Consider the following 21926-nt stretch of genomic DNA (forward strand, 5'->3'; position numbering starts at 1 on the left):
CGAGATGAGATTTCCCATCACGTAAGTGAGTAAGATCCCTAGAAGATGACTAGGTAGATAGGTCAGAGATGGAAGCATGGCGACATGTGGAGTTGACTGATACTAATCGATCGAGGACTTAACCACATTATAAAGCGGAGGCGGCTTGAACAGAGACGACAAGCATTTCTGGGCAATCAGAAGAGGGTGCTTTTTACCCTCAGCTGATTGAACTGAAATGACCTCGAGTCTCTAGCCGCCGGAGCTAGATTGCAACAATTGGTCGATATTCGGCTTTCTTGACATCAATTCTTTATCTAGTTTTCAGGGAATAAATTTTATATGAAAATATAAAAAAACCTTGAAAAAATATATTTACGCGATATAATAGTACTTGTCCTTAAAAAAGAGACAAGAAATAGTCTGGTGACAATGGCGAAGAGGTCACACCCGTTCCCATGCCGAACACGGAAGTTAAGCTCTTCAGCGCCGATGGTAGTTGGGGGATCTCCCCCTGTGAGAGTAGGACGTCGCCAGGCATATCGTTCCGCAGTAGCTCAGTGGTAGAGCTATCGGCTGTTAACCGATCGGTCGCAAGTTCGAATCTTGCCTGCGGAGCCATCATATGGAGAGCTGTCCGAGTGGCCGAAGGAGCACGATTGGAAATCGTGTAGGCGGTTAATGCTGTCTCAAGGGTTCAAATCCCTTGCTCTCCGCCATAACATTTCTTCTTATCAAGGCCCATTGGTCAAGCGGTTAAGACACCGCCCTTTCACGGCGGTAACACGGGTTCGAATCCCGTATGGGTCACCAACACTTTTTTTGAAAGTGAAAATAAAACAATCATTATATTGGAGGATTAGCTCAGCTGGGAGAGCATCTGCCTTACAAGCAGAGGGTCGGCGGTTCGATCCCGTCATCCTCCACCATGATTTTTTACGAAACGAAAGCGGAGTAAAATAATCTTCATTAATTTATAAGTTTAACTTAACACTTATATCGTCGCGGGGTGGAGCAGTTCGGTAGCTCGTCGGGCTCATAACCCGAAGGTCGCAGGTTCAAATCCTGTCCCCGCAATACCATTTTTGACTTGGGATAGGATAATCCTTTATGAGTCACGCATGGATAGTTATTTTGACTGTCGTCAAGGTAATGAAAGTTATTTTGCTGACGCAAAAAACTCTGGTCCGGTAGTTCAGTTGGTTAGAATGCCTGCCTGTCACGCAGGAGGTCGCGGGTTCGAGTCCCGTCCGGACCGCCATTTTTATTTTTACATAGTGGCTCAGTAGCTCAGTTGGTAGAGCAATGGACTGAAAATCCATGTGTCGGCGGTTCGATTCCGTCCTGAGCCACCATTTATTACTTGATGCCGGTGTAGCTCAACTGGTAGAGCAACTGACTTGTAATCAGTAGGTTGGGGGTTCAAGTCCTCTTGCCGGCACCACCCGAGTAATTTAATATGTGGAGGGGTAGCGAAGTGGCTAAACGCGGCGGACTGTAAATCCGCTCCTTCGGGTTCGGCAGTTCGAATCTGCCCCCCTCCACCATTTATTTTAGGGGTATAGTTTAAAGGTAGAACGAAGGTCTCCAAAACCTTTGGTGTGGGTTCGATTCCTACTACCCCTGCCAATTTCATTATGGCGATTGTGGCGAAGTGGTTAACGCACCTGATTGTGGTTCAGGCATTCGTGGGTTCGATTCCCATCAGTCGCCCCATAAAAGTCACATTTTCATTTCCGTGACATATACTATCAGTGGGCTATAGCCAAGCGGTAAGGCATCGCACTTTGACTGCGACATGCGTTGGTTCGAATCCAGCTAGCCCAGTAGTGCGGAAGTAGTTCAGTGGTAGAACACCACCTTGCCAAGGTGGGGGTCGCGGGTTCGAATCCCGTCTTCCGCTCCAATATTAAGGCGGCATAGCCAAGTGGTAAGGCATGGGTCTGCAAAACCCTGATCACCGGTTCAAATCCGGTTGCCGCCTCCAAATGTAATGCCGGTGTGGCGGAATTGGCAGACGCGCACGACTCAAAATCGTGTTCCTCTGGAGTGCCGGTTCGATCCCGGCCACCGGTACCATACGCGGGTGTAGTTTAGTGGTAAAACCTCAGCCTTCCAAGCTGATGATGAGGGTTCGATTCCCTTCACCCGCTCCAACTTACATACGATAGACTTTCTCATTAGAGGGAGTCTTTTTTTATTGTTTAATTATGAAAAGTCATCTATTTAGCATCATTTTTAACATTATTGACGTTTATCTGATCGACTTAGGTCCATTTGCTGATCAATATATTTTCAAAACTGGACCATTTATTTTCAATACCACGATTTTATTTTCAAAAACGCATTGCACCCTACGGTCACCTAACCAAAGAACCCCAACCTTTCCATTTACCCATCCGAAACCAATACAAACCCATCTAGTCAAAATTTTGCACCTTCTTAGTCAATTGAGTTCCCCTATTAAAGAAAGCGCTACCATTATAATGAAAGAAAGCGATTACACAGTTAGGGTGGTGATACGGGTGGAACCAAAGATTCAGACTGGACCAGTAAGCCCAGACGTACAAATGAAGGCAGTGACGAAGAAGAAGTTTAAGTATAAGAGCTTGCTGACGTATGCTGCCTTTGTTGGACCGGCACTTTTATTTTTCTTAGTGATTCAGATTCTTCCGTTCTTGATGGGAGTGTATTATTCCTTTACTTCATGGAATGGTGTCAGCTCGGTTGTTGAGTGGGTTGGGTTTGAGAATTATAAGAAGATCTTTACGGATGATAAGACGTTCTTTAATTCTTTTATGTTTACGACGAAGTTTATGTTTGCGGCAGTGATTATTAGTAACTTAATAGGTTTTGGGTTTGCGTTACTGTTAAACGCGGCATTGAAAACCCGTAATATTTTACGTACAGTGTTTTTTATTCCGAACGTGATCGGTGGACTGCTACTCGGGTTCATTTGGCAGTTCATTTTTGTTAAAGGGTTTGCATCACTCGGGAATATGACGGATATCGGATTCTTTAAAATGCCTTGGCTTGGTGATGAGACGACGGCATTCTGGGGGATTGTCATCGTGTTTGCATGGCAGATCAGTGGTTATATGATGGTCATCTATGTTGCGGCATTGCAAGGGGTGGACAATTCACTTTTGGAAGCAGCGAGGATAGATGGGGCATCAAACTGGACATTGTTGACGAAGATTATCATTCCGTTGATTCTACCGGCATTCACGATTTGTTTCTTCTTGACGATTTCAATGGCCTTTAAGATATTCGATTTAAATATCTCGTTAACAGGTGGGGGACCATTCAATTCTACTCAATCTGTAGCGATCAATATTTATCAAGAAGCGTTTCAAAACAACCGTTATGGCCTGGGAACAGCGAAATCGATTCTGTTCTTTGTGGTAGTGGCAGTGTTTACGACGATTCAGGTGATGGTGACGAAGAAGAAGGAGGTTCAGGCGTAATGGGCAATCGCTATACGAAGAGAACATTTGTATTAGAGATCATCGGGATTGTCATCGGGCTCATTTTCCTTATCCCTTTCTACTTTGTACTGGTCAACTCGGTGAAACCATTCGCTGCAATCTTGATTGATGCGGCAGCATGGCCTAAGGAATTTATGTTTTCTAACTATGCTAAGGTGTGGGAGATCATCAACTTCCCCCGTGCATTCTGGAACTCCTTGGTCATCACTGTATTCAGCAACATTGGATTAGTGCTCATCAGCTCCATGGCGGCGTGGAAAATGGTACGTACGCCAGGGAAATTCAGCAAAATCTTATTTGTCATCTTTGTGTCAGCCATGGTCATCCCATTCCAGACGGTGATGATTCCTCTAATGAAGGTTGGAGGAACTCTAGGGCTTACGAATAGCATTCCAGGTCTGATTATTATGTACTTCGGATTTGGGGTCCCACTTTCTCTGTTCTTGTATCATGGGTTCGTGAAAACCGTTCCGATTGAGATTGAAGAATCCGCGATGATTGATGGATGCAGTCAGTTTGGTGTGTTCTGGAGAATTGTATTCCCATTACTTAAGCCAATCACAGTGACCGTGATCATTCTGAACACCTTATGGATTTGGAATGACTATCTGCTTCCACTTCTTGTATTACAGGATGCGGAACTGCGTACGATTCCACTCGCAGCGAGTTCGTTCTTCGCTCAGTATACGAAGCAATGGGATATGGGTCTTGCAGCGTTGGTGCTTGGCATTACACCGATCATCATTTTCTTCTTATTTTTACAGAAGCATATCATCAAAGGTATTGCTTCAGGGTCCATTAAGTAGATATAAAGTTTCTGTCGAGATGGTCTATCATTGATACAGAAATTTATATAAAATAATTTATATCAGGGAGGTCAATCCATTTATGAAACGTATACTTTTACTTTGTATGTCTTTGGTTTTAGTATTTGGAATTATTGCTGGCTGTTCTTCTAAAGACACGACAAGCAAATCAGGTGGAGAGTCCGGATCAGGTGACGATGTAGTAACCCTTAATTTCTTCCAGTTCAAGGTTGAAATTGCCGATCAACTGCAAGAAATGATCAAGGAGTTCGAAGCTGAGCATCCAAACATTAAGATCAAGCTTGAAACAGTGGGTGGAGGTGCCGATTACGGTGCAGCTTTGAAAGCGAAATTTGCTTCTGGTGAAGAGCCGGACATTTTCAACAACGGTGGTTTTAAAGAATTAGAGCTTTGGAAAGAGAAGTTAGCGGATCTTTCTGGAGAGCCATGGGTTGAACATGTTCTTCCGATCGGTAAAGTTCCGATGACGGATGAAGACGGCAAGCTTTATGGTATGCCGGTTAACCTTGAAGGTTACGGATTTGTATACAATAAAGATTTATTTGAAGAAGCGGGGATCACTGAGCCGCCTGCAACGATTGATGAGTTAAAAGACGCTGCGAAAAAGCTGGAAGCGAAGAAAATCACGCCTTTCTCAGCGGGTTATGGCGAGTGGTGGGTAATTGGTCAACATTTACTTAACATTCCTTTTGCTCAGCAGGAAGATCCGGATGCGTTCATCGCCGGGCTTTATGATGGTTCTGAGAAGATTGTAGGAAACGAAAAGTTCAAGCAGTTCAAAGAAGTTTTAGATGCTGAGCTTAAGTATGCAAATGATAATCCGTTAACGACGGATTACAATACACAAGTAACGCTTTTTGCTTCTGGTGAAACGGCGATGCTGCAACAAGGGAACTGGACTGAAAACATGATCACTGAGATCAATCCTGAGATCAACATGGGCTTCCTTCCAATTCCTATCAGCAATGATGATAGTGCTGATCGCCTTCCTGTAGGTGTACCGAATAACTGGGTATTAAACAAGAACTCCGAGAATCTTGAAGAAGCGAAAACATTCTTGGAATGGATGGTTTCATCTGAAACTGGTAAGCGTTATATCACGGAAGAGTTTGCATTCATCCCGGCATTCGATAACATCGAGCCAAATGGTCTTGGAGACTTGGGTCAGTCTATCCTTGACTACTCTAAAGAAGAGAAGACGATTCCTTGGACTTGGTTCAAATGGCCGGATGGAGCGAATAAGGAATTCGCTGCAACGATCCAGGAATATGCCGCAGGGAAAATTGATTACGATACGGTACTTGAGCGATTCCAGCAAACATGGGATAACTTGAAGTAAATCGAATAATAGAAAGCATGTCTACTAAAGGCATGCTTTCTATTTTATAAGTTAAATAGGAATATTTCGAAAAAACACTTCCAAGAGCAGGGAAAAACACTTTATACTAGTGTATAAGTGAGACCTGGGAGGTCCGTCCCTCATGTTAAAGACCAGCATTCGGAATAAGTTGATTGTGTTGTTGATGATTACGACGATTGTGCCGTTTGGCAGTTCGATTATTATTACATATTTGTATACGAAGGATTCCATAGAGGAACAGGTGGTGGAGGAGAGCAGCAATCTTCTTTATCAGGGAAAGGTGAATCTGGAGAGCTATATTAATGAGCTCAACGGATTGACTCTATCACTCTATAATAATCCTGATTTTATTAACTTCATGAGATCACCCGGTCAAGAGAATAATTACTTGACGATCGGCATTGTAAAAAATGTTGTGCAAACGATTCTCTACACGGGTGATACAATTAACGGGGTACGTATTTCCTTCGCAGATGGTGACCGCGTCATCTCGGCAACCAAGCGCTCTACCGTTGTATTTTCCAATAAGGTAAGGGATTCACAATGGGAATCTTTCAGAAATGCCGAGCGTAGCCCTTATAACATGTATATTGAACCAACCCATAGTCAGGAAGAAAAGAATATTAACCGGTCGAAGGATATTGTCACGATTCACCGGGCATTCCGAAACGTTCCCGGTGATGAGGTGCTTGCCTATATTTCATTGGAGGTTTCTCCTGACAAGATCATTGATTTGAGCAGAAATCTGTATAACGCTAAGTCAGAAGAATTCTACCTTCTTTCTTCCGAAGGGGAAATGATTTATAGCTCGGACAGGGATGTGTCGGACGATGGCAGCAACCAGAAATGGATTAAGCGGATAATGGAATCGAAAGATGTATCAGGGACGCTAGAGTGGAAAGAGGGTTCCTTCAACGGGGTGATGATGTACGACCAGCTACCTGCTTCGGCTGGAGGTTGGTTGTTAGTGAAAAGGGTTCCTTACGTGAATCTTTATGAAAGCGCATTTAGTGTCGCGAAGATTAATATTCTATTCGGAGTTCTTGGACTATCCCTTGTGGTGCTGGCGACCTTATTTGTTTCTTTTAAGATCACGTCACCCATACGCATTCTGCTTCAAAATATCCAGCAGGTTGAAAAAGGGAATATGAAGGTACAGTCTGAATCGTTCGGTTCCGATGAAATCGGGATCCTCGGCTTCCGGTTTCAGCAAATGATCGAGCGGATCAATCATCTGATCAACCGTGAGTACAAGCTGGAGCTCGAGAACAAGACGAATCAATTAAAGGTCCTCCAGTCTCAAATCAATCCGCATTTTCTCTATAATGCCCTGCAATCCATAGGGACGATTGCTTTGAAGAACAAGGTTCCGCAAATCTACTCCCTGATCACCCACCTTTCCAAAATAATGAGGTACGGGATGAACATGGAGGAGGATATGGTTCCATTAAGCAAGGAAATCAATTACACGAACGCCTATCTTCTTTTACAAAAAGAGCGTTTCGGTGAGAATCTGGATTACAATGTAGAGGTAGAAGAAGAGGTGAAGGAGATCCCGGTACCGAAGATGATCCTTCAGCCTCTCATTGAAAACTACTTCAAACATGGCTTCGATATCCGGGACGGGGTAGGACGTATATGGTTATCCTGCTTTCGGGATGAGGGAGAACTGGTGATGATGGTCCGTGATAATGGAGTCGGCGTAACCGAAAGCAGACTTCGGGAAATCGGGGATCATTTTAAAGCAGATGCTTGGAATAAAACGGGGGATGAGACCAATATTGGACTGAAGAATGTGTATGTTCGCTTAAAGCTCTACTATGACCACCAGGCCACTTTACAGCTTGAAAATCATGATGGGGGAGGCTTTATGGTCACCATGAGGCTGCCAATAAGAATGGAAGGTGAAGCAAATGAAAGCAATCATCATTGACGACGAAAAGCATGTGCGTGAGGGGTTACTTTTATTAGCGGAATGGGACAAGCATGGAATCCACACCATTCTGGAGGCGGAAGATGGAGACCAAGCCATCGAATTGATCACAAAGCACCGGCCGGAAATCATTTTCACTGATATGAGGATGCCGAAGCGGGATGGCATCACCCTTTTAAAATGGCTTCATGCCTCTGACCTTAAAAGCAAAACCATCGTTGTAAGCGGGTATGATGATTTCGAGTATATGAGAAACGCGATTTATTACAAAAGCTTTGATTATATTCTGAAGCCGATTGAACCGGATGTGTTAAATGAAACACTGGATAAAGCGGTAAAAGAGTGGAATGAACAGGCTCAATCAAGAAAATCCCAGGTCGAGGAAAATCGGGTGATGAATGAAGTGAAGCCCCTCTATTGGGATCGGTTATTCTCAAGTCTCTGTGCGAAGGAGAGCATGACCACAGAGATGGTAGAAAAGGTGGAGCAGGAGTTTGGGATTGCCATTACAAAGCTTGCAAAGACCGTTGCCCTCATCCCCATCAAACCGATCGTGGAGAAACTCTTTCAAGGAGACCGGGACCTGGCCTTTTTTACCCTTAGCAATATTTGCAATGAATTGCTGCGAAAGCAAAATGATGGGGTTTGCTTCCGGAATGGGAACAAAGAAGAAGAGCTTGTGATTCTCTTCTGGAATGATAAAAATGTGACGTATCTGTTAGAGGAAATCTACTCATTGATCTATCAATATAGTAAACTCTTTACAATCATTGCACTTGGGCAGAAGTCTAGGAAAATTAACGAAGCGTATGAATCTGCTTTACAAGTTTATCTTAAGCATACCCTGCTCGATCAAAAGAAGATCGTTACCCATAAAGATGTGAAACCGAGGCCCCTGCTGCACCTATTGGATCACTCCAATGAATTAAAATGGGCAATCCGTTCAGGCAGCAGCGATCAGGTTCGGTCCCAGTTGGAGGGGATATTCTCACAGATGGAAACGGGGCATGCCCTCTCACTGGAACAGCTCCAGGTGTGGGAAAATCAATTTGAGTTATTACGGAATAATTGGTTGAAAGAGTATGAGATTCAGCATCAAGCACCATTCTATAGGGGCCTGGATTATTGGAATGAAGACGGCTCGTTTTCGTTCAGGAAATTTAAAGAGGAAAAGGCGAAAGAGTTCAGTGAATTAATTCAAACCCTTTCAAAGGCAAAGTATCAGCGGGAAAAGAACAATATGCAGCAGATTGAAGAATATCTTCAGCAGCATTATCAAGAGGATATCACCCTTCAGGACATTGCCGATCGCTTTTACTTAAGCAGGGAATACATTTCACGTAAGTTCAAACAGGATTATGGATCTACCATCACGGATTACGTTACGAATATCCGGATGGAAAAAGCGAAGAAACTGCTTGAGAACCCTTATTTAAAGATCTATGAAGTCGCCTATGGTGTAGGGTATGGGAATGAAAAGTATTTCAGTAAAGTATTTAAAAAGCACGTCGGTATGACACCAAATGAATACCGGCACTTACAATCAAACACTTAACTTGGAGGTTTTACAATGTTGAACGTTACTGTATGGAATGAAAATCGTCATGAACAGAAGAATCCGAAAGTGAGAGAGGTGTACCCTGAAGGAATTCATGGTGCCCTTGCTTCCTTCCTTGGAGAAGCATCATTCAATGTGAAAACGGCTACATTGGACGAGGGTGACCACGGACTGACAAAGGAAGTATTAGATGGAACAGACGTATTGGTTTGGTGGGGACATATCGCCCATGATGAAGTGAAAGGTGAAGTAGTTGAAAGAGTGAAACAGCGTGTCCTTGATGGGATGGGATTGATCGTCCTTCATTCAGGTCATTTCTCTAAAATCTTCAAAACATTGATGGGTACTTCCTGTGACCTGAAATGGCGGGAAGCTGATGAGAAAGAACGCATCTGGATTGTCGATCCAAGTCATCCGATTACAGCGGGCTTAAGTGAATACATCGAGCTTGAGAAGGAAGAAATGTATGGAGAGCATTTTGACATTCCGACTCCTGATCAGCTTGTGATGGTGAGCTGGTTCGAAGGTGGGGAAGTGTTTAGAAGCGGGTGTACGTATCAGCGTGGCAACGGAAAAGTATTCTACTTCCGTCCAGGACATGAAACGTATCCAACCTATTACAATGAAGACGTTCAGAAGGTCATCGTCAATGCAGTGAAATGGGCATCCCCTGTAGATCATGCAAGACCGGTATACGGAAACGCACAACCGTTAGAAGAAATCAAAGGATCTAACTAAAGAACAAGAGGAGGAAAAATCATGAGTAAATTGAAAATCGGCGTTATCGGGTGTGGAAGTATCGCACAGCATCGTCATCTGCCGGAATATGCAAACAATGAAAACGTTGAAGTGGTAGCGGTGTGTGACATCGTGGAAGAACGCGCATGGAAAGTAGCCGATGCAGTGGGAGTGAAAGCGTATACCAATTATAAAGAACTACTGGCAAACGTTGAAGTGGAAGCTGTGAGTGTGTGTACACCGAACTACCTGCACGCACCGATTTCCATCGATGCCCTAAACGCTGGAAAGCATGTATTATGTGAAAAGCCTATGGCCACTTCAAGTGAAGAAGCTCAAAGCATGATCGATGCCGCTGCTAAAAACGGTAAAAAATTGATGATTGCTCATAACCAGCGTTTTGTCCCTTCGCATCAAAAAGCGAAGCAGCTGATTGAAAGTGGTGAAGTTGGTAAAATCTACAGCTTCCGTTCTGCATTTGGTCACGGTGGACCTGAAGGCTGGAGTGCTGATGGGAAGGACAGCTGGTTCTTTAAAAAGGATGAAGCGTTCATTGGGGCCATGGGAGACCTTGGTGTACACAAAACCGATCTCCTTCGTTACATCTTAGGGGAAGAATTTGCAGAAGTCGGTGCTTTCGTTGAAACAAGTGCAAAGGAAAATGCAGATGTGGATGATACGGCTGTCTGTGTATTGAAAACGGAAAGCGGTACAATCGGTACCCTGGCTGCAAGCTGGTCTTATGTTTCTAAAGAAGACAACTCTACAATCATTTATGGAGAGAAAGCGATTCTCCGCTTAGAGGATGATCCCGTGAACTCTCTTATCGTTCAATACTCAAGCGGAGAAGTAGTGAAGTATGAGCTTGGAGGCATTCAAACAAATGACGATGGCGGCCAGACGAATTCGCGTGTGATCGATCAATTTGTTCACTGTATCCTTCATCATGCAGAGCCTCCTGTACCGGGTGAAGAAGGAAAGAAATCTCTTGAGGTTGTTTTGTCTGCTCTGGAATCAAGTGAAACTAAGCGAATCGTAAAGCTATAGAGGTGAATGCATCGATGAACAAACTTCGGATGGGAGTGATCGGCGTTGGGGGCATTGCCCAAACGCGTCACATCCCTACTTTTATAAAACTATCAGATTCTGTATCCATAGAAGCAATCAGTGATATCAATCCTGTCACTGCTCAAACCGTGGCAGAAACCTTTAACATTCCGAACGTGTTCAGTGATTATCGGGACATGTTCGGGCATGTGGATGCTGTGACGATATGTACCCCGAATAAATTTCATGCGGAAATTACGATTGCCGCGCTCAAAGCAGGTCTTCATGTGTTTTGTGAGAAACCGATGGCCATGACTCCTGAAGAATGTGAACGGATGATCGAAGCTGCGAAAGAGTCAGGGAAGCTTCTGGCTATCGCTTATCATTATCGTTTTATGAAGGACTCACGTGCTGCGAAGCGAGTGATCATGGAAGATGAAATTGGCGAACCAATGGTGGCAAGGGCAAGAGCGATCCGTCGCCGCAAAGTACCTGGCTGGGGAGTGTTTACCAACAAGGAGCTGCAAGGCGGAGGCAGCTTGATCGACTACGGATGTCACTTTCTGGATCTATCCCTATGGCTCCTTGGGAACCCGGCACCTGTAGAAGTAACAGGGACGACCTATAACAAGCTTAGTAGAATGCCAGATCAAGTAAATCAGTGGGGAGACTTTGATAAAGAGAAATTTGAAGTCGATGACCATGTTACGGCTTATATCAAGTTCGATAACGGTGCATCCATGCTCTTCGAAACGTCTTGGTCTGCAAATGTCAAGAGCGATGAAGAAAGCATGAGCATCTCAGGGGAAACGGGGGGAATCGATCTATTCCCGTTCCAAATGAATCAAATGAAACACGGCATGCTTCTGAATAGTGAAGCGGATTGGGTTCCCGGTGAAGATGATCCGAGTCTTCCACAAGCCCGGAACTTCATCAACAGCTGTCTCGGTTTAGAAGAGCTGGTTGTGAAGCCCCAGGAAGCTATGCAAGTGTCTCAAATAATAGATGCCATCTACAAAAGCAGTGAAACCGGACAAAGCATCCGGTTGAAATAGGAGGAAGTACAAATGAAACTAGGCGTATTTACTGTATTATTTTCACAAAAAAATCTTGATGAAATGCTTGATTATGTAAAAGAAGCCGGGCTTCACGCAGTCGAAATCGGCACGGGAGGATATCCCGGAAATGCCCACTGTGACCTGGACGCCCTTTTAGAAAGTGAAGAAAAGAGAAACGAATACTTAGAAAAAGTAACATCAAGAGGACTTCAAATCAGTGCCTTCAGCTGTCACGGAAATCCGATCTCTCCAGATGCAGCATTTGCGGAAGAATCACATGTGGCACTTCAGAAAACGATCAAGCTTGCCGGTCTGATGAACGTACCTGTCGTGAATTGTTTCTCAGGAACAGCAGGCGACCATGAAGGAGCAAAGCATCCGAACTGGCCTGTGTCCCCTTGGCCGAATGAATACGGAGATATTCTCAAATGGCAATGGGAAGAAAAGCTGATTCCTTATTGGAAAGAGACAGGGAAGCTTGCAGAGGATCATAACGTAAAAATCGGTCTCGAGCTGCACGGAGGTTTCCTTGTACATACTCCGTATACGTTATTGAAGCTTCGTGAAGAAACAAGTGATGCGATCGGTGCCAACCTTGATCCCAGTCACCTTTGGTGGCAAGGAATCGATCCGGTTGCCGCGATTAAAATCTTGGGTAAAGAAAATGCGATTCACCATTTCCATGCGAAAGATACGTATATCGATCAGGACAACGTCAACATGTACGGTCTGACGGATATGCAGCCATACGGCAGCATCCAAACAAGAGCTTGGTCATTCCGTTCAGTGGGCTGTGGGCACAGCTTGCAGGAATGGTCCGATATGATGAGTGCGCTGCGCACATTCGGATACGATTATGTAGTAAGCATCGAGCACGAGGATCCGATCATGTCGATTGAAGAAGGCTTCGGACGTGCGGTGAAGAACTTGAAATCTATCTTGATTGAAGAGCAGCCTTCGGATATGTGGTGGGTGTAGATTGGTAAAAAGGGAGTCCATTGGGCTCTCTTTTTTGTGGAGTGGCGTGAGTGTGTGAGTCTCAAATATGTAGTGTTTAATTTACAGTTAATGTCAATCGGCTGGATTATTTGCAAAAACGGCTGGATTTTCACAAGAAATGGCCGGATTAATCGTGATTTCGGCTGGATTGTCTGAAAAAACGGCCGGATTATCGTGAATTTCGGCCGGATTGACTCCGGCCACAGTCGAAATCGGGGTGGATATTTCCATTCATCTAAGGAATAAGCCAGTATGAAGAGATTTCTTGAGATTAGCTATGGTTCTCGTACAAGATTGTCTATAAAAACAGGATCCCACCAACCAGGGGATCCTGCACAAACTTCTATCCACCCACCACTTCAAACGATCCTTCCCCGCCATGAATCCCGATGAACATATCCATCAACGATTTCGTCAGTTTCCCGCTTTCTTCTATAGAAAGGGAAGGCTTCAGAAAGATGATCTGCACGGCATTTTTGGTTTCTTCGCCGACGGGGGCCCGGTCTGAGTCGACGAATGGACTTCCGAAAGGTCCGTCCCCGTCACATGCGACAATCAGGTTTTCTAGGGAATTTTCCCGGCCGTTTAGGCCTATGTAGGTTTGTCCTTTTCCCCCTACTTTTAACTCGATGCTATCCCCCTTGAGCCCTGCACAGTCGTAAATGCCGATGGGCACTTCGTATTGAAGGGAGAAGAAGTTGTTGAGATCGATACTAGAGTTAATGGTAGTCAGGTAGTTCTGTTTTTTGACCCGGCGAAAAAGGGCTTCGGCAGAATGACGGTAGCGATTCGGGTCTTTTCCTGTTTTCTTGAAGATGTCCCGCCACGCGGCAATCCCTTCTATTTCCGTCACATTTTTATCATGAAGATCAAAGAAGATGGATTCCTGGAATAGCTGAAGTCTGCCTTTCAGCATTTGAGGAGAAGCGCCGACTTCGATATGATGGTATTGAATGAATCCTACTTTAAAATCAGGGATTTTAGACGTTATGGATGAATCGATCGTGATTTCCACTTATTTTCCCTCCACATTTGTTTTAAAATAGTTTATCATAATACACATTGCCATTTCACGTAAGCTTATTTAAAAGCGTTATAAAATATATCATCAGAATCAGAAAGGAGGAAAGGGCAATGGATATGGATCGATTAAAGCAGGATATTATGGCGTACAGCAAGGAAATCGGCATTGATAAGATTGGCTTTACAACGGCGGATACGTTTTCCGAAATGAAAAACAGACTCCTGCGCCAGGAAATGCTCGGGTATCAATCCGGGTTCGAGGAAAAGGACATAGAAAAGCGGGTTGATCCTTCTTTGATATTCGATAAACCGAAATCGATCATCGCCATTGCTCTCGCCTATCCTTCCAAGATGAAGGACGCTCCACAAAGCAAACGGGGAGAAAGACGGGGGATCTTTTGCCGGGCATCATGGGGGACGGATTATCACCATGTACTTCGGGATCGTCTTTCAAAGCTGGAAGAATATATCGTATCAAGAGTTCCACAAGCACGTTTCAAATCAATGGTGGATACAGGTGAACTCGTGGATCGTGCTGTGGCAGAGCGGGCAGGCATTGGCTGGAGTGGAAAGAACTGCTCGATTATCACGCCTGAGTTCGGGTCCTATGTGTATCTCGGGGAAATGGTGACGAACCTTCCGTTTGCCCCTGATACACCGATGGAGGACCAATGTGGTACATGCAATAAATGCGTGGATGTCTGTCCAACGGGAGCTCTTATCGAAGGCGGTCAATTGGATGCCCAGAAATGCATTGCCTTTTTGACGCAAACAAAGGGCTTTCTTGCGGATGAGTACCGGGTAAAGCTTGGGAACCGTCTATATGGATGTGATACCTGCCAGACCGTATGTCCTGAAAATAAAGGAATGGACTTTCATTTTCACGAAGAGATGGAGCCGGATCCAGAAATCGCAAAGCCGCTATTAAAGCCGCTTTTAACGATCAGTAACCGTGAGTTCAAAGAAAAGTACGGTCATGTATCCGGTTCATGGAGAGGTAAGAAGCCGATTCAGCGAAACGCGATCATCGCACTCGCCCATTATAAGGATACAACAGCCATTGACGATCTGGTTGATGTGATGAAAAAAGATGTGAGGCCCGTCATTCGCGGGACCTCTGCCTGGGCCCTGGGCAAAATCGGCGGTGAAGAAGCACAGCAGGCATTACTGAAACAACAGTCAGTAGAAACGGATGACGATGTACTAAACGAAATTCAAAAGGGTCTTAACCTTATAACCAAATAGACCAAAAGGATAAACTCACAAATCCACCTGAGTTTATCCTTTTTTGTTTTGAACAGTCCCTTCCTCGCATAACAATTAGGGAGGAGGGAAGACAATGATCAGAAAGCTGTTAATGGAAAAGGTCCAACATGTGATTGATGAATATACATCTCGCAGTCAGTCAGACTATCACAGTGACAAAGTGAAAAGAAAGAAGGAATCTTGTCTTCAGCGAAATGCGGAAATTGTAAAGGTGGATGCAGCAGGGAAAATCCAAAGCATGACACCTCAGCGAAATGAAACACAAACCATTTTATATGATGTTCACTATAAATATCTTATTAAGCAGGGCGATCTTCTTTATTTAGAAGAAGAAGTAGAGAATAGACATGCATCCTTTTATAAGGATAAAATTTATGAAGACAGTGAGATTCCGATTCAATATGATGAGAATGTCGTACGTGAAGAGAGTTCAACCTACGGCGAGAAAGAGGCTAGAGCGGTGTATCAATATGATCGTCTGAGTGCGGTGCAATATGCTGAACGGTGGTGGAACAATTATAACCCTGCGTTTAAGAAGTTTGAGAATGATTGTACGAACTATATTTCACAGTGCCTTCATGCCGGGGATGCTCCCATGCGGGGGTATCCGGCGAAGGGGAAGGGCTGGTGGATGAGAAATCAGAACTGGAGCTATAGCTGGACGGTGGCGAATTCCATGAGATGGTATATCCCGAACTCGACGGCCGGGTTAAGGGGAAGACAGGTGAATGACGCTAAAGAGTTAAAGCTTGGAGATGTCATTTGCTATGACTTCGAAGGGGATGGGCGTTTTGACCATACAACGATTGTGACCGGTAAAGATGCTGCAGGAGAGCCTCTCGTGAATGCCCATACGTTCAACAGCCGAATGCGATATTGGAAGTATGAGGACTCGACTGCGTATACACCCCATATCAAATATCGATTTTTTACAATAGTAGATGACGGCTAAGTCTTGTTCTATGGGGAGGAAATGGTATAATGTCACTTAGAGTTTTATGAATGAGGTGACAGGAACATGGGAGTACATGTTGTATTATATCAACCAGAAATCCCTGCTAATACAGGGAATATTGCGAGAACGTGTGCAGCAACGGATACAACTCTGCACTTGATTCGTCCACTCGGGTTCTCAACAGATGATAAAATGTTAAAACGGGCTGGCCTTGATTATTGGCAGTTTGTAAACATTGTATACTATGATTCAATTGAAGAGTTCTTCGAGAAAAATGACGGCGGAGAATTTTTCTACTTAACAAAGTACGGAAAGATCCCTCACACTGACTTTGATTACAGTGTGGAAGAAAAGGATTACTTCTTTATTTTTGGCAGGGAAACATCCGGACTGCCGGATGACATCATCCAAAATAACTTAGATCGTGCCCTGCGCATTCCAATGAACGAAAACGTCCGTTCATTGAACCTTTCCAATACAGCGGCGATCCTGATTTATGAAGCATTAAGACAAAGAAATTATCCGGGTCTTTTATAAAAAAAAGAGGAATGGGAATCATATGATTTTCATTCCTTTTTTTATTTGGATTATACTAAGGGAAAGAATGTGAAGGGGAGAGTACATAATGAACGAAACCATTGAAACGATTCTTAAGCATCGGTCCATTCGTCATTTCAAGAATGAGCCATTAACAGAGGAGCAAATTCGGACAATTGTCTCGAGTGCCCAGGCTGCGAGTACGTCCAGTTATATTCAAGCATATACAATCATCGGGGTGAAGGATCCTGCTAAAAAGAAGAAGTTGGCAGAGCTTGCAGGTCCACAAACATATGTAGAAGAAAATGGCCACTTCTTCGTATTCTGTGCCGATTTGTATCGCCACGAGAAAATCGGTGAGTGGGAAAGTGCAGATGTCATTCCAACACTTGAAAGCACAGAGAAATTCATGGTGGCATTAATTGATGCGTCACTGGCGGCCCAAAATGCGTCTCTTGCCGCAGAATCGATGGGAATGGGCATTTGTTATATTGGGGGAATCCGAAATGATCTGGAATCAGTGAGTGAACTGCTGGAGCTTCCTGATCGGGTCATTCCTTTATTCGGTTTGGCAGTCGGCTTTCCTGAAGGAAATTCTGATGTGAAGCCGAGGTTGCCTATGGAAGCCATTTACCATGAGGATTCCTACCAAAGTGATGAAGAATCCATGAAAAAGGAACTCGATCGTTATGATGAAACCATTTCTTCCTATTATCATGCACGAACGGCCGGCAAACGATCAGATCGCTGGACCAAGCAAATGGCCAACATGCTGTCCGGTAAGAAAAGGATGTATATGAAGGAATTTGTGGAGAAAAAAGGCTTTAATAAGAGATAGGCTTCAGAGGAATAATCTAGTCAAATGAAAAAGAACTGACCTTGTGAAGGTCAGTTCTTTTTCGGTTTTTATGGATTAGTTTGAACCCGGTTTATCATCATATCCAGCAGTGAAAATCGCTACTAAGAACGCTAAAGATACACCTATAATCATTATAGTACCCATGTTTGGTAACCTCCCAGTTTCACTTATTCCACAGTCTGTCTTTAGTATAGCCTATTTTTAATTTGATGTGAATGAAATCGGTTAATTTTTTGTTGATTTGTGACAGCTTGACGAAATGGTAATGAAACCATTTTATTCTAAAATACTCATCCTACTGTTTATAGTGAATACGGAACCTTTGTCTGTAATAAATATATCTTGTTAACATGTTCAGGTGAACAAGCGCATAGAGTATATTAATCGTCTCTCATTAAGCGACAGGGGGAGGTCCTTATGGATATTTTAAAAAAAATCGAACATTACCGAGAAGAAGAAGAGAAACTGAAATGGGAAGGGACGTTTGCTCAGTATTTAGACCTGCTGAAAGAGAAGCCTTGGGTTGGGCAATCCGCTCATTCAAGAGTCTTTAATATGATCAAGGATGCCGGAGTTGAAGAGGTCGAGGGGAAAAGAAAGTATAAATTCTTCAGCAATCAATTATTTGGCTTAGAAGAGGCGCTGGAAAGACTCGTTGAAGAATACTTTCATCCTGCTGCGAAGCGATTAGATGTCAGGAAGAGAATCTTGTTGCTGATGGGGCCGGTCAGTGGAGGGAAATCAACCCTTGTTTCCATGCTGAAACGCGGGCTGGAGCATTATTCCCGGACTGAAAGAGGAGGCGTCTTTTCAATCAAAGGCTGCCCGATGCACGAAGATCCATTGCATTTGATTCCTCAACATTTACGAGAAGATTTTTACAACGAGTATGGCATTCGCATTGAAGGAAATCTCTCTCCATTGAATACTATGCGTTTGGAGAAAGAATATCATGGCCGCATAGAAGACGTTCAGGTCGAAAGAGTCTTTTTCTCTGAAGATAAACGTGTTGGAATTGGTACGTTCAGTCCCTCTGATCCAAAGTCACAGGATATTGCCGATTTAACAGGAAGTATCGACTTCTCCACAATTGCCGAATTTGGTTCTGAATCAGATCCACGGGCTTACCGATTTGACGGGGAATTAAATAAAGCGAACCGTGGATTGATGGAATTCCAGGAAATGCTGAAGTGTGATGAAAAGTTCTTATGGCACTTATTATCCCTTACTCAGGAAGGAAACTTCAAGGCAGGGCGGTTTGCACTGATTTCGGCTGATGAGCTGATTGTAGCCCATACGAATGAAACTGAGTACCGATCCTTCATTTCAAATAAAAAGAATGAAGCTTTACACTCACGTATTATCGTCATGCCGGTTCCTTACAACCTGAAGGTCACCCAGGAAGAGAAAATATATGAGAAAATGATCAACGAAAGTGATGTGTCGAACGTCCATGTGGCTCCTCATACGTTACGGGTAGCGGCGATGTTCACCATTATGACCCGATTGAAGGAACCAAAGCGCGGTGATATTGATTTAATCAAGAAAATGCGCTTATATGACGGTGAAAATGTCGAAGGTTTTAACTCCGCAGATGTGGATGAAATGAAGAAGGAATACCAGGATGAAGGAATGAGCGGAATCGATCCGCGTTATGTCATTAACCGGATCTCGTCTACGATCATTCGAAAAGAGATTCCGACTATTAACGCTTTAGACGTTCTTCGGGCATTGAAAGAAGGACTGGATCAGCATCCATCCATTACGAATGAACTTCGTGATAAGTATTTGAACTTTATCTCCCTCGCCCGTAAGGAATATGATGACATCGCCAAGAAAGAAGTTCAAAAAGCCTTCGTGTACTCATATGAAGAGTCTGCGAAAACGCTTATGGATAACTATCTTGATAACGTTGAAGCTTATTGCAATAAGGCAAAGCTTCATGATCCTTTGACCGGTGAAGAAATCAATCCAGATGAAAAGCTGATGCGTTCCATTGAAGAACAAATCGGTATTTCAGAAAATGCGAAGAAAGCATTCCGTGAAGAAATCCTTATCCGTATCTCTGCCTATGCCCGTAAAGGAAAGCGATTTGACTACAATTCACATGATCGCTTGAGAGAAGCCATTCAGAAGAAGCTATTCGCTGACTTGAAGGACGTTGTGAAAATCACGACATCATCGAAAACGCCAGACGAACAGCAGCTGAAGAAAGTCAACGAAGTGGTTGCCCGCCTCATCGATGAACATGGCTACAACTCAACATCCGCCAATGAATTACTGCGCTATGTGGGCAGCCTGTTGAATCGCTAAAAACAAAGAAATCGGGAGGTGCCAAGCACCTTCCGATTTTTCTATGTGGTTTATTTTTTCTGGTAAAGGGAAAAGTAGTAGCCAAGAGGTGAATGATATGAGCAAAAACAAACATGAACTGGATAAAAACTATGAACCTGAAAATGGCTCCATGGCATCTGATATGGAAGAGATGGAGCAGTTGGGAAAGCAAATGGACAAGCTAAGAACGAATGAAGAGCTGAAAGAGGACAAAAAGCAGCCCGATCCTGCTCAATATAAAGAAAAAGACAAGGAATAAGTAATAGTTGACGGAAAACTCTGAATATAATAGTCTATAAATAGAGAGCTGGGCCCATTATCTTAAATGAAAGTGGGTGAAGAGGATGTCTTCTAAACCTCAGCGTCGAGAAGAAGCAGAACCTCTTAACGGAAGCATGGCCTCCAATATGGAGGAAGTCATTAAGCTAGGGAAGCAGATGGAAAAATTACGTTCCAGTGGCGAATTAAAGATACACAATCGAGTATCAGACCCGGCTCAATATGAAGAAGAAGCTTAATCAGGTGATTCCGCCTGGTTATTTTTTTTGGGAGGAAATCGGTCATTCACGGACACCTCCACAACCTGTCAGAAAAATAGGCTCGTCCAACCGTAAAAGAACGTTTAATTGTCGAAATTATTTGTAAATTTATCAATACTTCTGCATAGGATAGAGTAATCCCCGTTTCACTTCATGGGATACATGCAGTTTAGACAGTCAACATAGTGTATGCAGGAGATTGAAAAAATGTGAAAAAATTTTAAGGAGGGGAATAATTTGAGTCAAATGGATAATCATCAGTTTGTCATTTCCAAGGAAGATTGGGCCCTCCACCGCAAAGGTCACGATGATCAACAAAGACATCAAGAGAAAGTACAGGATGCGATTCGAAACAACTTACCTGATTTGATTACGGAAGAAAACATTGTCATGTCCAATGGTCGAGACGTCGTCAAGATCCCGATTCGTTCTTTAGATGAATATAAAATTCGTTATAACTATGATAAGAATAAACATGTCGGGCAAGGTGACGGTGAGAGTCAGGTAGGAGACGTCATTGCAAGAGACGGCTCACCGCAGCAGCAGGGTCCAGGAAAAGGTCAAGGGGCCGGAGATAAGGCCGGTGAAGATTACTATGAAGCAGAAGTGTCGATGCTTGAGATTGAAGAAGCCTTATTTAGCCAATTGGAACTACCGAACCTAAAGAAGAAGGAGCAAGATGTTCAAACCGTCGAGCACATTGAATTCAACGATATCCGTAAAACAGGCCTAATGGGGAATATAGATAAAAAGAAGACGATGATGTCTGCCTTTAAGAGGAATGCCATGAAAGGAGCACCAAGCTTTCATCCGATATATACCGAAGACTTGAAGTTCAGAACGTGGAATGAAGTATTAAAGCCTGAATCTAAAGCGGTCGTATTGGCCATGATGGATACAAGTGGTTCCATGGGAGTTTGGGAAAAATATATGGCAAGAAGCTTTTTCTTCTGGATGACACGCTTTTTGAGAACAAAGTATGAAACCGTAGAAATTGAATTCATTGCACATCATACCGAGGCCAAAGTGGTATCAGAAGAACACTTCTTCTCGAAAGGAGAAAGCGGAGGAACCATATGTTCATCTGCTTATCGCAAAGCGTTGGAACTCATCGATGGTAAGTACGCTCCAACCCGCTATAATATTTACCCGTTCCATTTCTCTGATGGAGATAACCTGACGTCTGATAACGTCCGGTGCGTCAAGCTTGTAGAAGAATTAATGAAAGTATCCAGCATGTTCGGATACGGGGAAGTGAACCAGTATAACCGTCACTCCACCTTGATGTCAGCCTACAAAAATATTAAAAACGACGATTTCCGTTACTACATTCTCAAACAAAAAGCCGATGTATTCCATGCCATGAAAAGCTTCTTCCACAATGAGCAGGAAAAAGCATTCGCTTGAGAAAAACCAGCCGATGAGG

The 21926-nt window shown here is 43.7% G+C and carries 18 protein-coding genes, 16 tRNA genes and 2 rRNA genes; 35 read left to right on the forward strand and 1 reads right to left on the reverse strand.

Going from position 1 to position 21926, the window contains the following annotated elements; translation table 11 throughout:
- The 27 genes from ACOSV2_RS00005 to ACOSV2_RS00135 all read left to right on the forward strand — a co-directional run.
- A 23S ribosomal RNA gene (locus ACOSV2_RS00005) occupies positions 1 to 126 on the forward strand; the annotation flags it as partial.
- A 275-nt stretch (positions 127 to 401) separates the two neighbouring features.
- Positions 402 to 518 (forward strand): 5S ribosomal RNA (gene rrf / locus ACOSV2_RS00010).
- A gap of 7 nt (positions 519 to 525) precedes the next feature.
- A tRNA-Asn gene (locus ACOSV2_RS00015) sits at positions 526 to 600 on the forward strand.
- A gap of 6 nt (positions 601 to 606) precedes the next feature.
- Positions 607 to 698 (forward strand) — tRNA-Ser (locus ACOSV2_RS00020).
- A gap of 19 nt (positions 699 to 717) precedes the next feature.
- Positions 718 to 792: transfer RNA gene (locus ACOSV2_RS00025), tRNA-Glu, on the forward strand.
- Positions 793 to 832: 40 nt separating this feature from the next.
- Positions 833 to 908, forward strand: a tRNA-Val gene (locus ACOSV2_RS00030).
- Between the two features lie 74 nt (positions 909 to 982).
- A tRNA-Met gene (locus tag ACOSV2_RS00035) sits at positions 983 to 1056 on the forward strand.
- Positions 1057 to 1163: 107 nt separating this feature from the next.
- A tRNA-Asp gene (locus ACOSV2_RS00040) sits at positions 1164 to 1240 on the forward strand.
- Positions 1241 to 1258: 18 nt separating this feature from the next.
- Positions 1259 to 1334 (forward strand) — tRNA-Phe (locus tag ACOSV2_RS00045).
- 13 nt (positions 1335 to 1347) lie between these two features.
- Positions 1348 to 1423: transfer RNA gene (locus ACOSV2_RS00050), tRNA-Thr, on the forward strand.
- Positions 1424 to 1442: 19 nt separating this feature from the next.
- A tRNA-Tyr gene (locus ACOSV2_RS00055) sits at positions 1443 to 1526 on the forward strand.
- Between the two features lie 8 nt (positions 1527 to 1534).
- Positions 1535 to 1608, forward strand: a tRNA-Trp gene (locus tag ACOSV2_RS00060).
- An 11-nt stretch (positions 1609 to 1619) separates the two neighbouring features.
- Positions 1620 to 1695: transfer RNA gene (locus ACOSV2_RS00065), tRNA-His, on the forward strand.
- 39 nt (positions 1696 to 1734) lie between these two features.
- Positions 1735 to 1806 (forward strand) — tRNA-Gln (locus tag ACOSV2_RS00070).
- Between the two features lie 4 nt (positions 1807 to 1810).
- Positions 1811 to 1885, forward strand: a tRNA-Gly gene (locus ACOSV2_RS00075).
- Positions 1886 to 1892: 7 nt separating this feature from the next.
- A tRNA-Cys gene (locus tag ACOSV2_RS00080) sits at positions 1893 to 1966 on the forward strand.
- Between the two features lie 8 nt (positions 1967 to 1974).
- Positions 1975 to 2058, forward strand: a tRNA-Leu gene (locus ACOSV2_RS00085).
- Between the two features lie 3 nt (positions 2059 to 2061).
- Positions 2062 to 2135: transfer RNA gene (locus tag ACOSV2_RS00090), tRNA-Gly, on the forward strand.
- 369 nt (positions 2136 to 2504) lie between these two features.
- A complete protein-coding gene (locus ACOSV2_RS00095) occupies positions 2505 to 3446 on the forward strand; it encodes a carbohydrate ABC transporter permease (protein WP_397553171.1) in 942 nt (313 codons plus the stop codon).
- Complete coding sequence (locus tag ACOSV2_RS00100; protein ID WP_428973473.1) at positions 3446 to 4273, forward strand: carbohydrate ABC transporter permease; 828 nt, start codon at positions 3446 to 3448, stop codon at positions 4271 to 4273. Before ACOSV2_RS00095 ends, ACOSV2_RS00100 begins: the two co-directional genes overlap by 1 nt.
- Positions 4274 to 4355: 82 nt before the next feature.
- Positions 4356 to 5633 (forward strand): ABC transporter substrate-binding protein, encoded by a 1278-nt coding sequence (locus ACOSV2_RS00105; protein ID WP_428973474.1) that lies wholly within the window; start codon positions 4356 to 4358, stop codon positions 5631 to 5633.
- Between the two features lie 142 nt (positions 5634 to 5775).
- Positions 5776 to 7587, forward strand: a complete 1812-nt coding sequence (locus tag ACOSV2_RS00110; RefSeq protein WP_428973475.1) for a sensor histidine kinase — start codon at positions 5776 to 5778, stop codon at positions 7585 to 7587.
- Positions 7568 to 9142 (forward strand): response regulator transcription factor, encoded by a 1575-nt coding sequence (locus ACOSV2_RS00115; protein WP_428973476.1) that lies wholly within the window; start codon positions 7568 to 7570, stop codon positions 9140 to 9142. The genes ACOSV2_RS00110 and ACOSV2_RS00115 overlap by 20 nt, the downstream gene beginning before the upstream one ends.
- 15 nt (positions 9143 to 9157) lie before the next feature.
- Positions 9158 to 9883: a ThuA domain-containing protein gene (locus tag ACOSV2_RS00120; protein ID WP_428973477.1), complete on the forward strand. Its 726-nt coding sequence runs from the start codon at positions 9158 to 9160 to the stop codon at positions 9881 to 9883.
- Positions 9884 to 9904: 21 nt separating this feature from the next.
- Entirely contained in the window at positions 9905 to 10930 is a 1026-nt protein-coding gene (locus tag ACOSV2_RS00125; RefSeq protein WP_428973478.1) for a Gfo/Idh/MocA family protein, read from the forward strand.
- A gap of 14 nt (positions 10931 to 10944) precedes the next feature.
- Positions 10945 to 11985 (forward strand): Gfo/Idh/MocA family protein, encoded by a 1041-nt coding sequence (locus tag ACOSV2_RS00130; protein WP_428973479.1) that lies wholly within the window; start codon positions 10945 to 10947, stop codon positions 11983 to 11985.
- A 12-nt stretch (positions 11986 to 11997) separates the two neighbouring features.
- On the forward strand, positions 11998 to 12966 hold the full coding sequence (locus ACOSV2_RS00135) for a sugar phosphate isomerase/epimerase family protein (protein ID WP_428973480.1): 969 nt from the start codon (positions 11998 to 12000) through the stop codon (positions 12964 to 12966).
- Between the two features lie 364 nt (positions 12967 to 13330).
- Here ACOSV2_RS00135 and ACOSV2_RS00140 read toward each other — a convergent pair whose 3' ends face one another.
- A complete protein-coding gene (locus tag ACOSV2_RS00140) occupies positions 13331 to 14002 on the reverse strand; it encodes a B3/B4 domain-containing protein (RefSeq protein WP_428973481.1) in 672 nt (223 codons plus the stop codon).
- A 119-nt stretch (positions 14003 to 14121) separates the two neighbouring features.
- On the opposite strand from ACOSV2_RS00140, the gene queG reads away from it, so the two are divergent.
- The 8 genes from queG (at position 14122) to yhbH (ending at position 21907) form a co-directional block, all read left to right on the forward strand.
- The gene (gene queG, locus ACOSV2_RS00145) at positions 14122 to 15255 is read left to right on the forward strand and encodes a tRNA epoxyqueuosine(34) reductase QueG (protein WP_428973482.1); all 1134 of its coding nucleotides are present in this window, start codon (positions 14122 to 14124) and stop codon (positions 15253 to 15255) included.
- A gap of 94 nt (positions 15256 to 15349) precedes the next feature.
- Positions 15350 to 16228, forward strand: coding sequence for an amidase domain-containing protein (locus tag ACOSV2_RS00150; RefSeq protein WP_428973483.1), 879 nt, complete (start codon positions 15350 to 15352; stop codon positions 16226 to 16228).
- Positions 16229 to 16294: 66 nt separating this feature from the next.
- Positions 16295 to 16768, forward strand: a complete 474-nt coding sequence (trmL, locus tag ACOSV2_RS00155) for a tRNA (uridine(34)/cytosine(34)/5-carboxymethylaminomethyluridine(34)-2'-O)-methyltransferase TrmL (RefSeq protein WP_113971500.1) — start codon at positions 16295 to 16297, stop codon at positions 16766 to 16768.
- 88 nt (positions 16769 to 16856) lie between these two features.
- Positions 16857 to 17606, forward strand: coding sequence for an oxygen-insensitive NADPH nitroreductase (nfsA, locus tag ACOSV2_RS00160; protein WP_428973484.1), 750 nt, complete (start codon positions 16857 to 16859; stop codon positions 17604 to 17606).
- 438 nt (positions 17607 to 18044) lie between these two features.
- Positions 18045 to 19940 carry a PrkA family serine protein kinase gene (locus tag ACOSV2_RS00165; protein ID WP_428973485.1) on the forward strand — a complete coding sequence of 632 codons (1896 nt, stop codon included), beginning with the start codon at positions 18045 to 18047 and terminating at the stop codon, positions 19938 to 19940.
- 97 nt (positions 19941 to 20037) lie between these two features.
- Entirely contained in the window at positions 20038 to 20220 is a 183-nt protein-coding gene (locus tag ACOSV2_RS00170; RefSeq protein ID WP_428973486.1) for a hypothetical protein, read from the forward strand.
- An 85-nt stretch (positions 20221 to 20305) separates the two neighbouring features.
- A complete protein-coding gene (locus tag ACOSV2_RS00175) occupies positions 20306 to 20479 on the forward strand; it encodes a multidrug ABC transporter ATPase (protein ID WP_397553185.1) in 174 nt (57 codons plus the stop codon).
- Between the two features lie 267 nt (positions 20480 to 20746).
- On the forward strand, positions 20747 to 21907 hold the full coding sequence (gene yhbH / locus ACOSV2_RS00180) for a sporulation protein YhbH (protein ID WP_397540970.1): 1161 nt from the start codon (positions 20747 to 20749) through the stop codon (positions 21905 to 21907).
- Positions 21908 to 21926: the final 19 nt, after the last annotated feature.

This window comes from Rossellomorea sp. DUT-2, assembly GCF_052665285.1.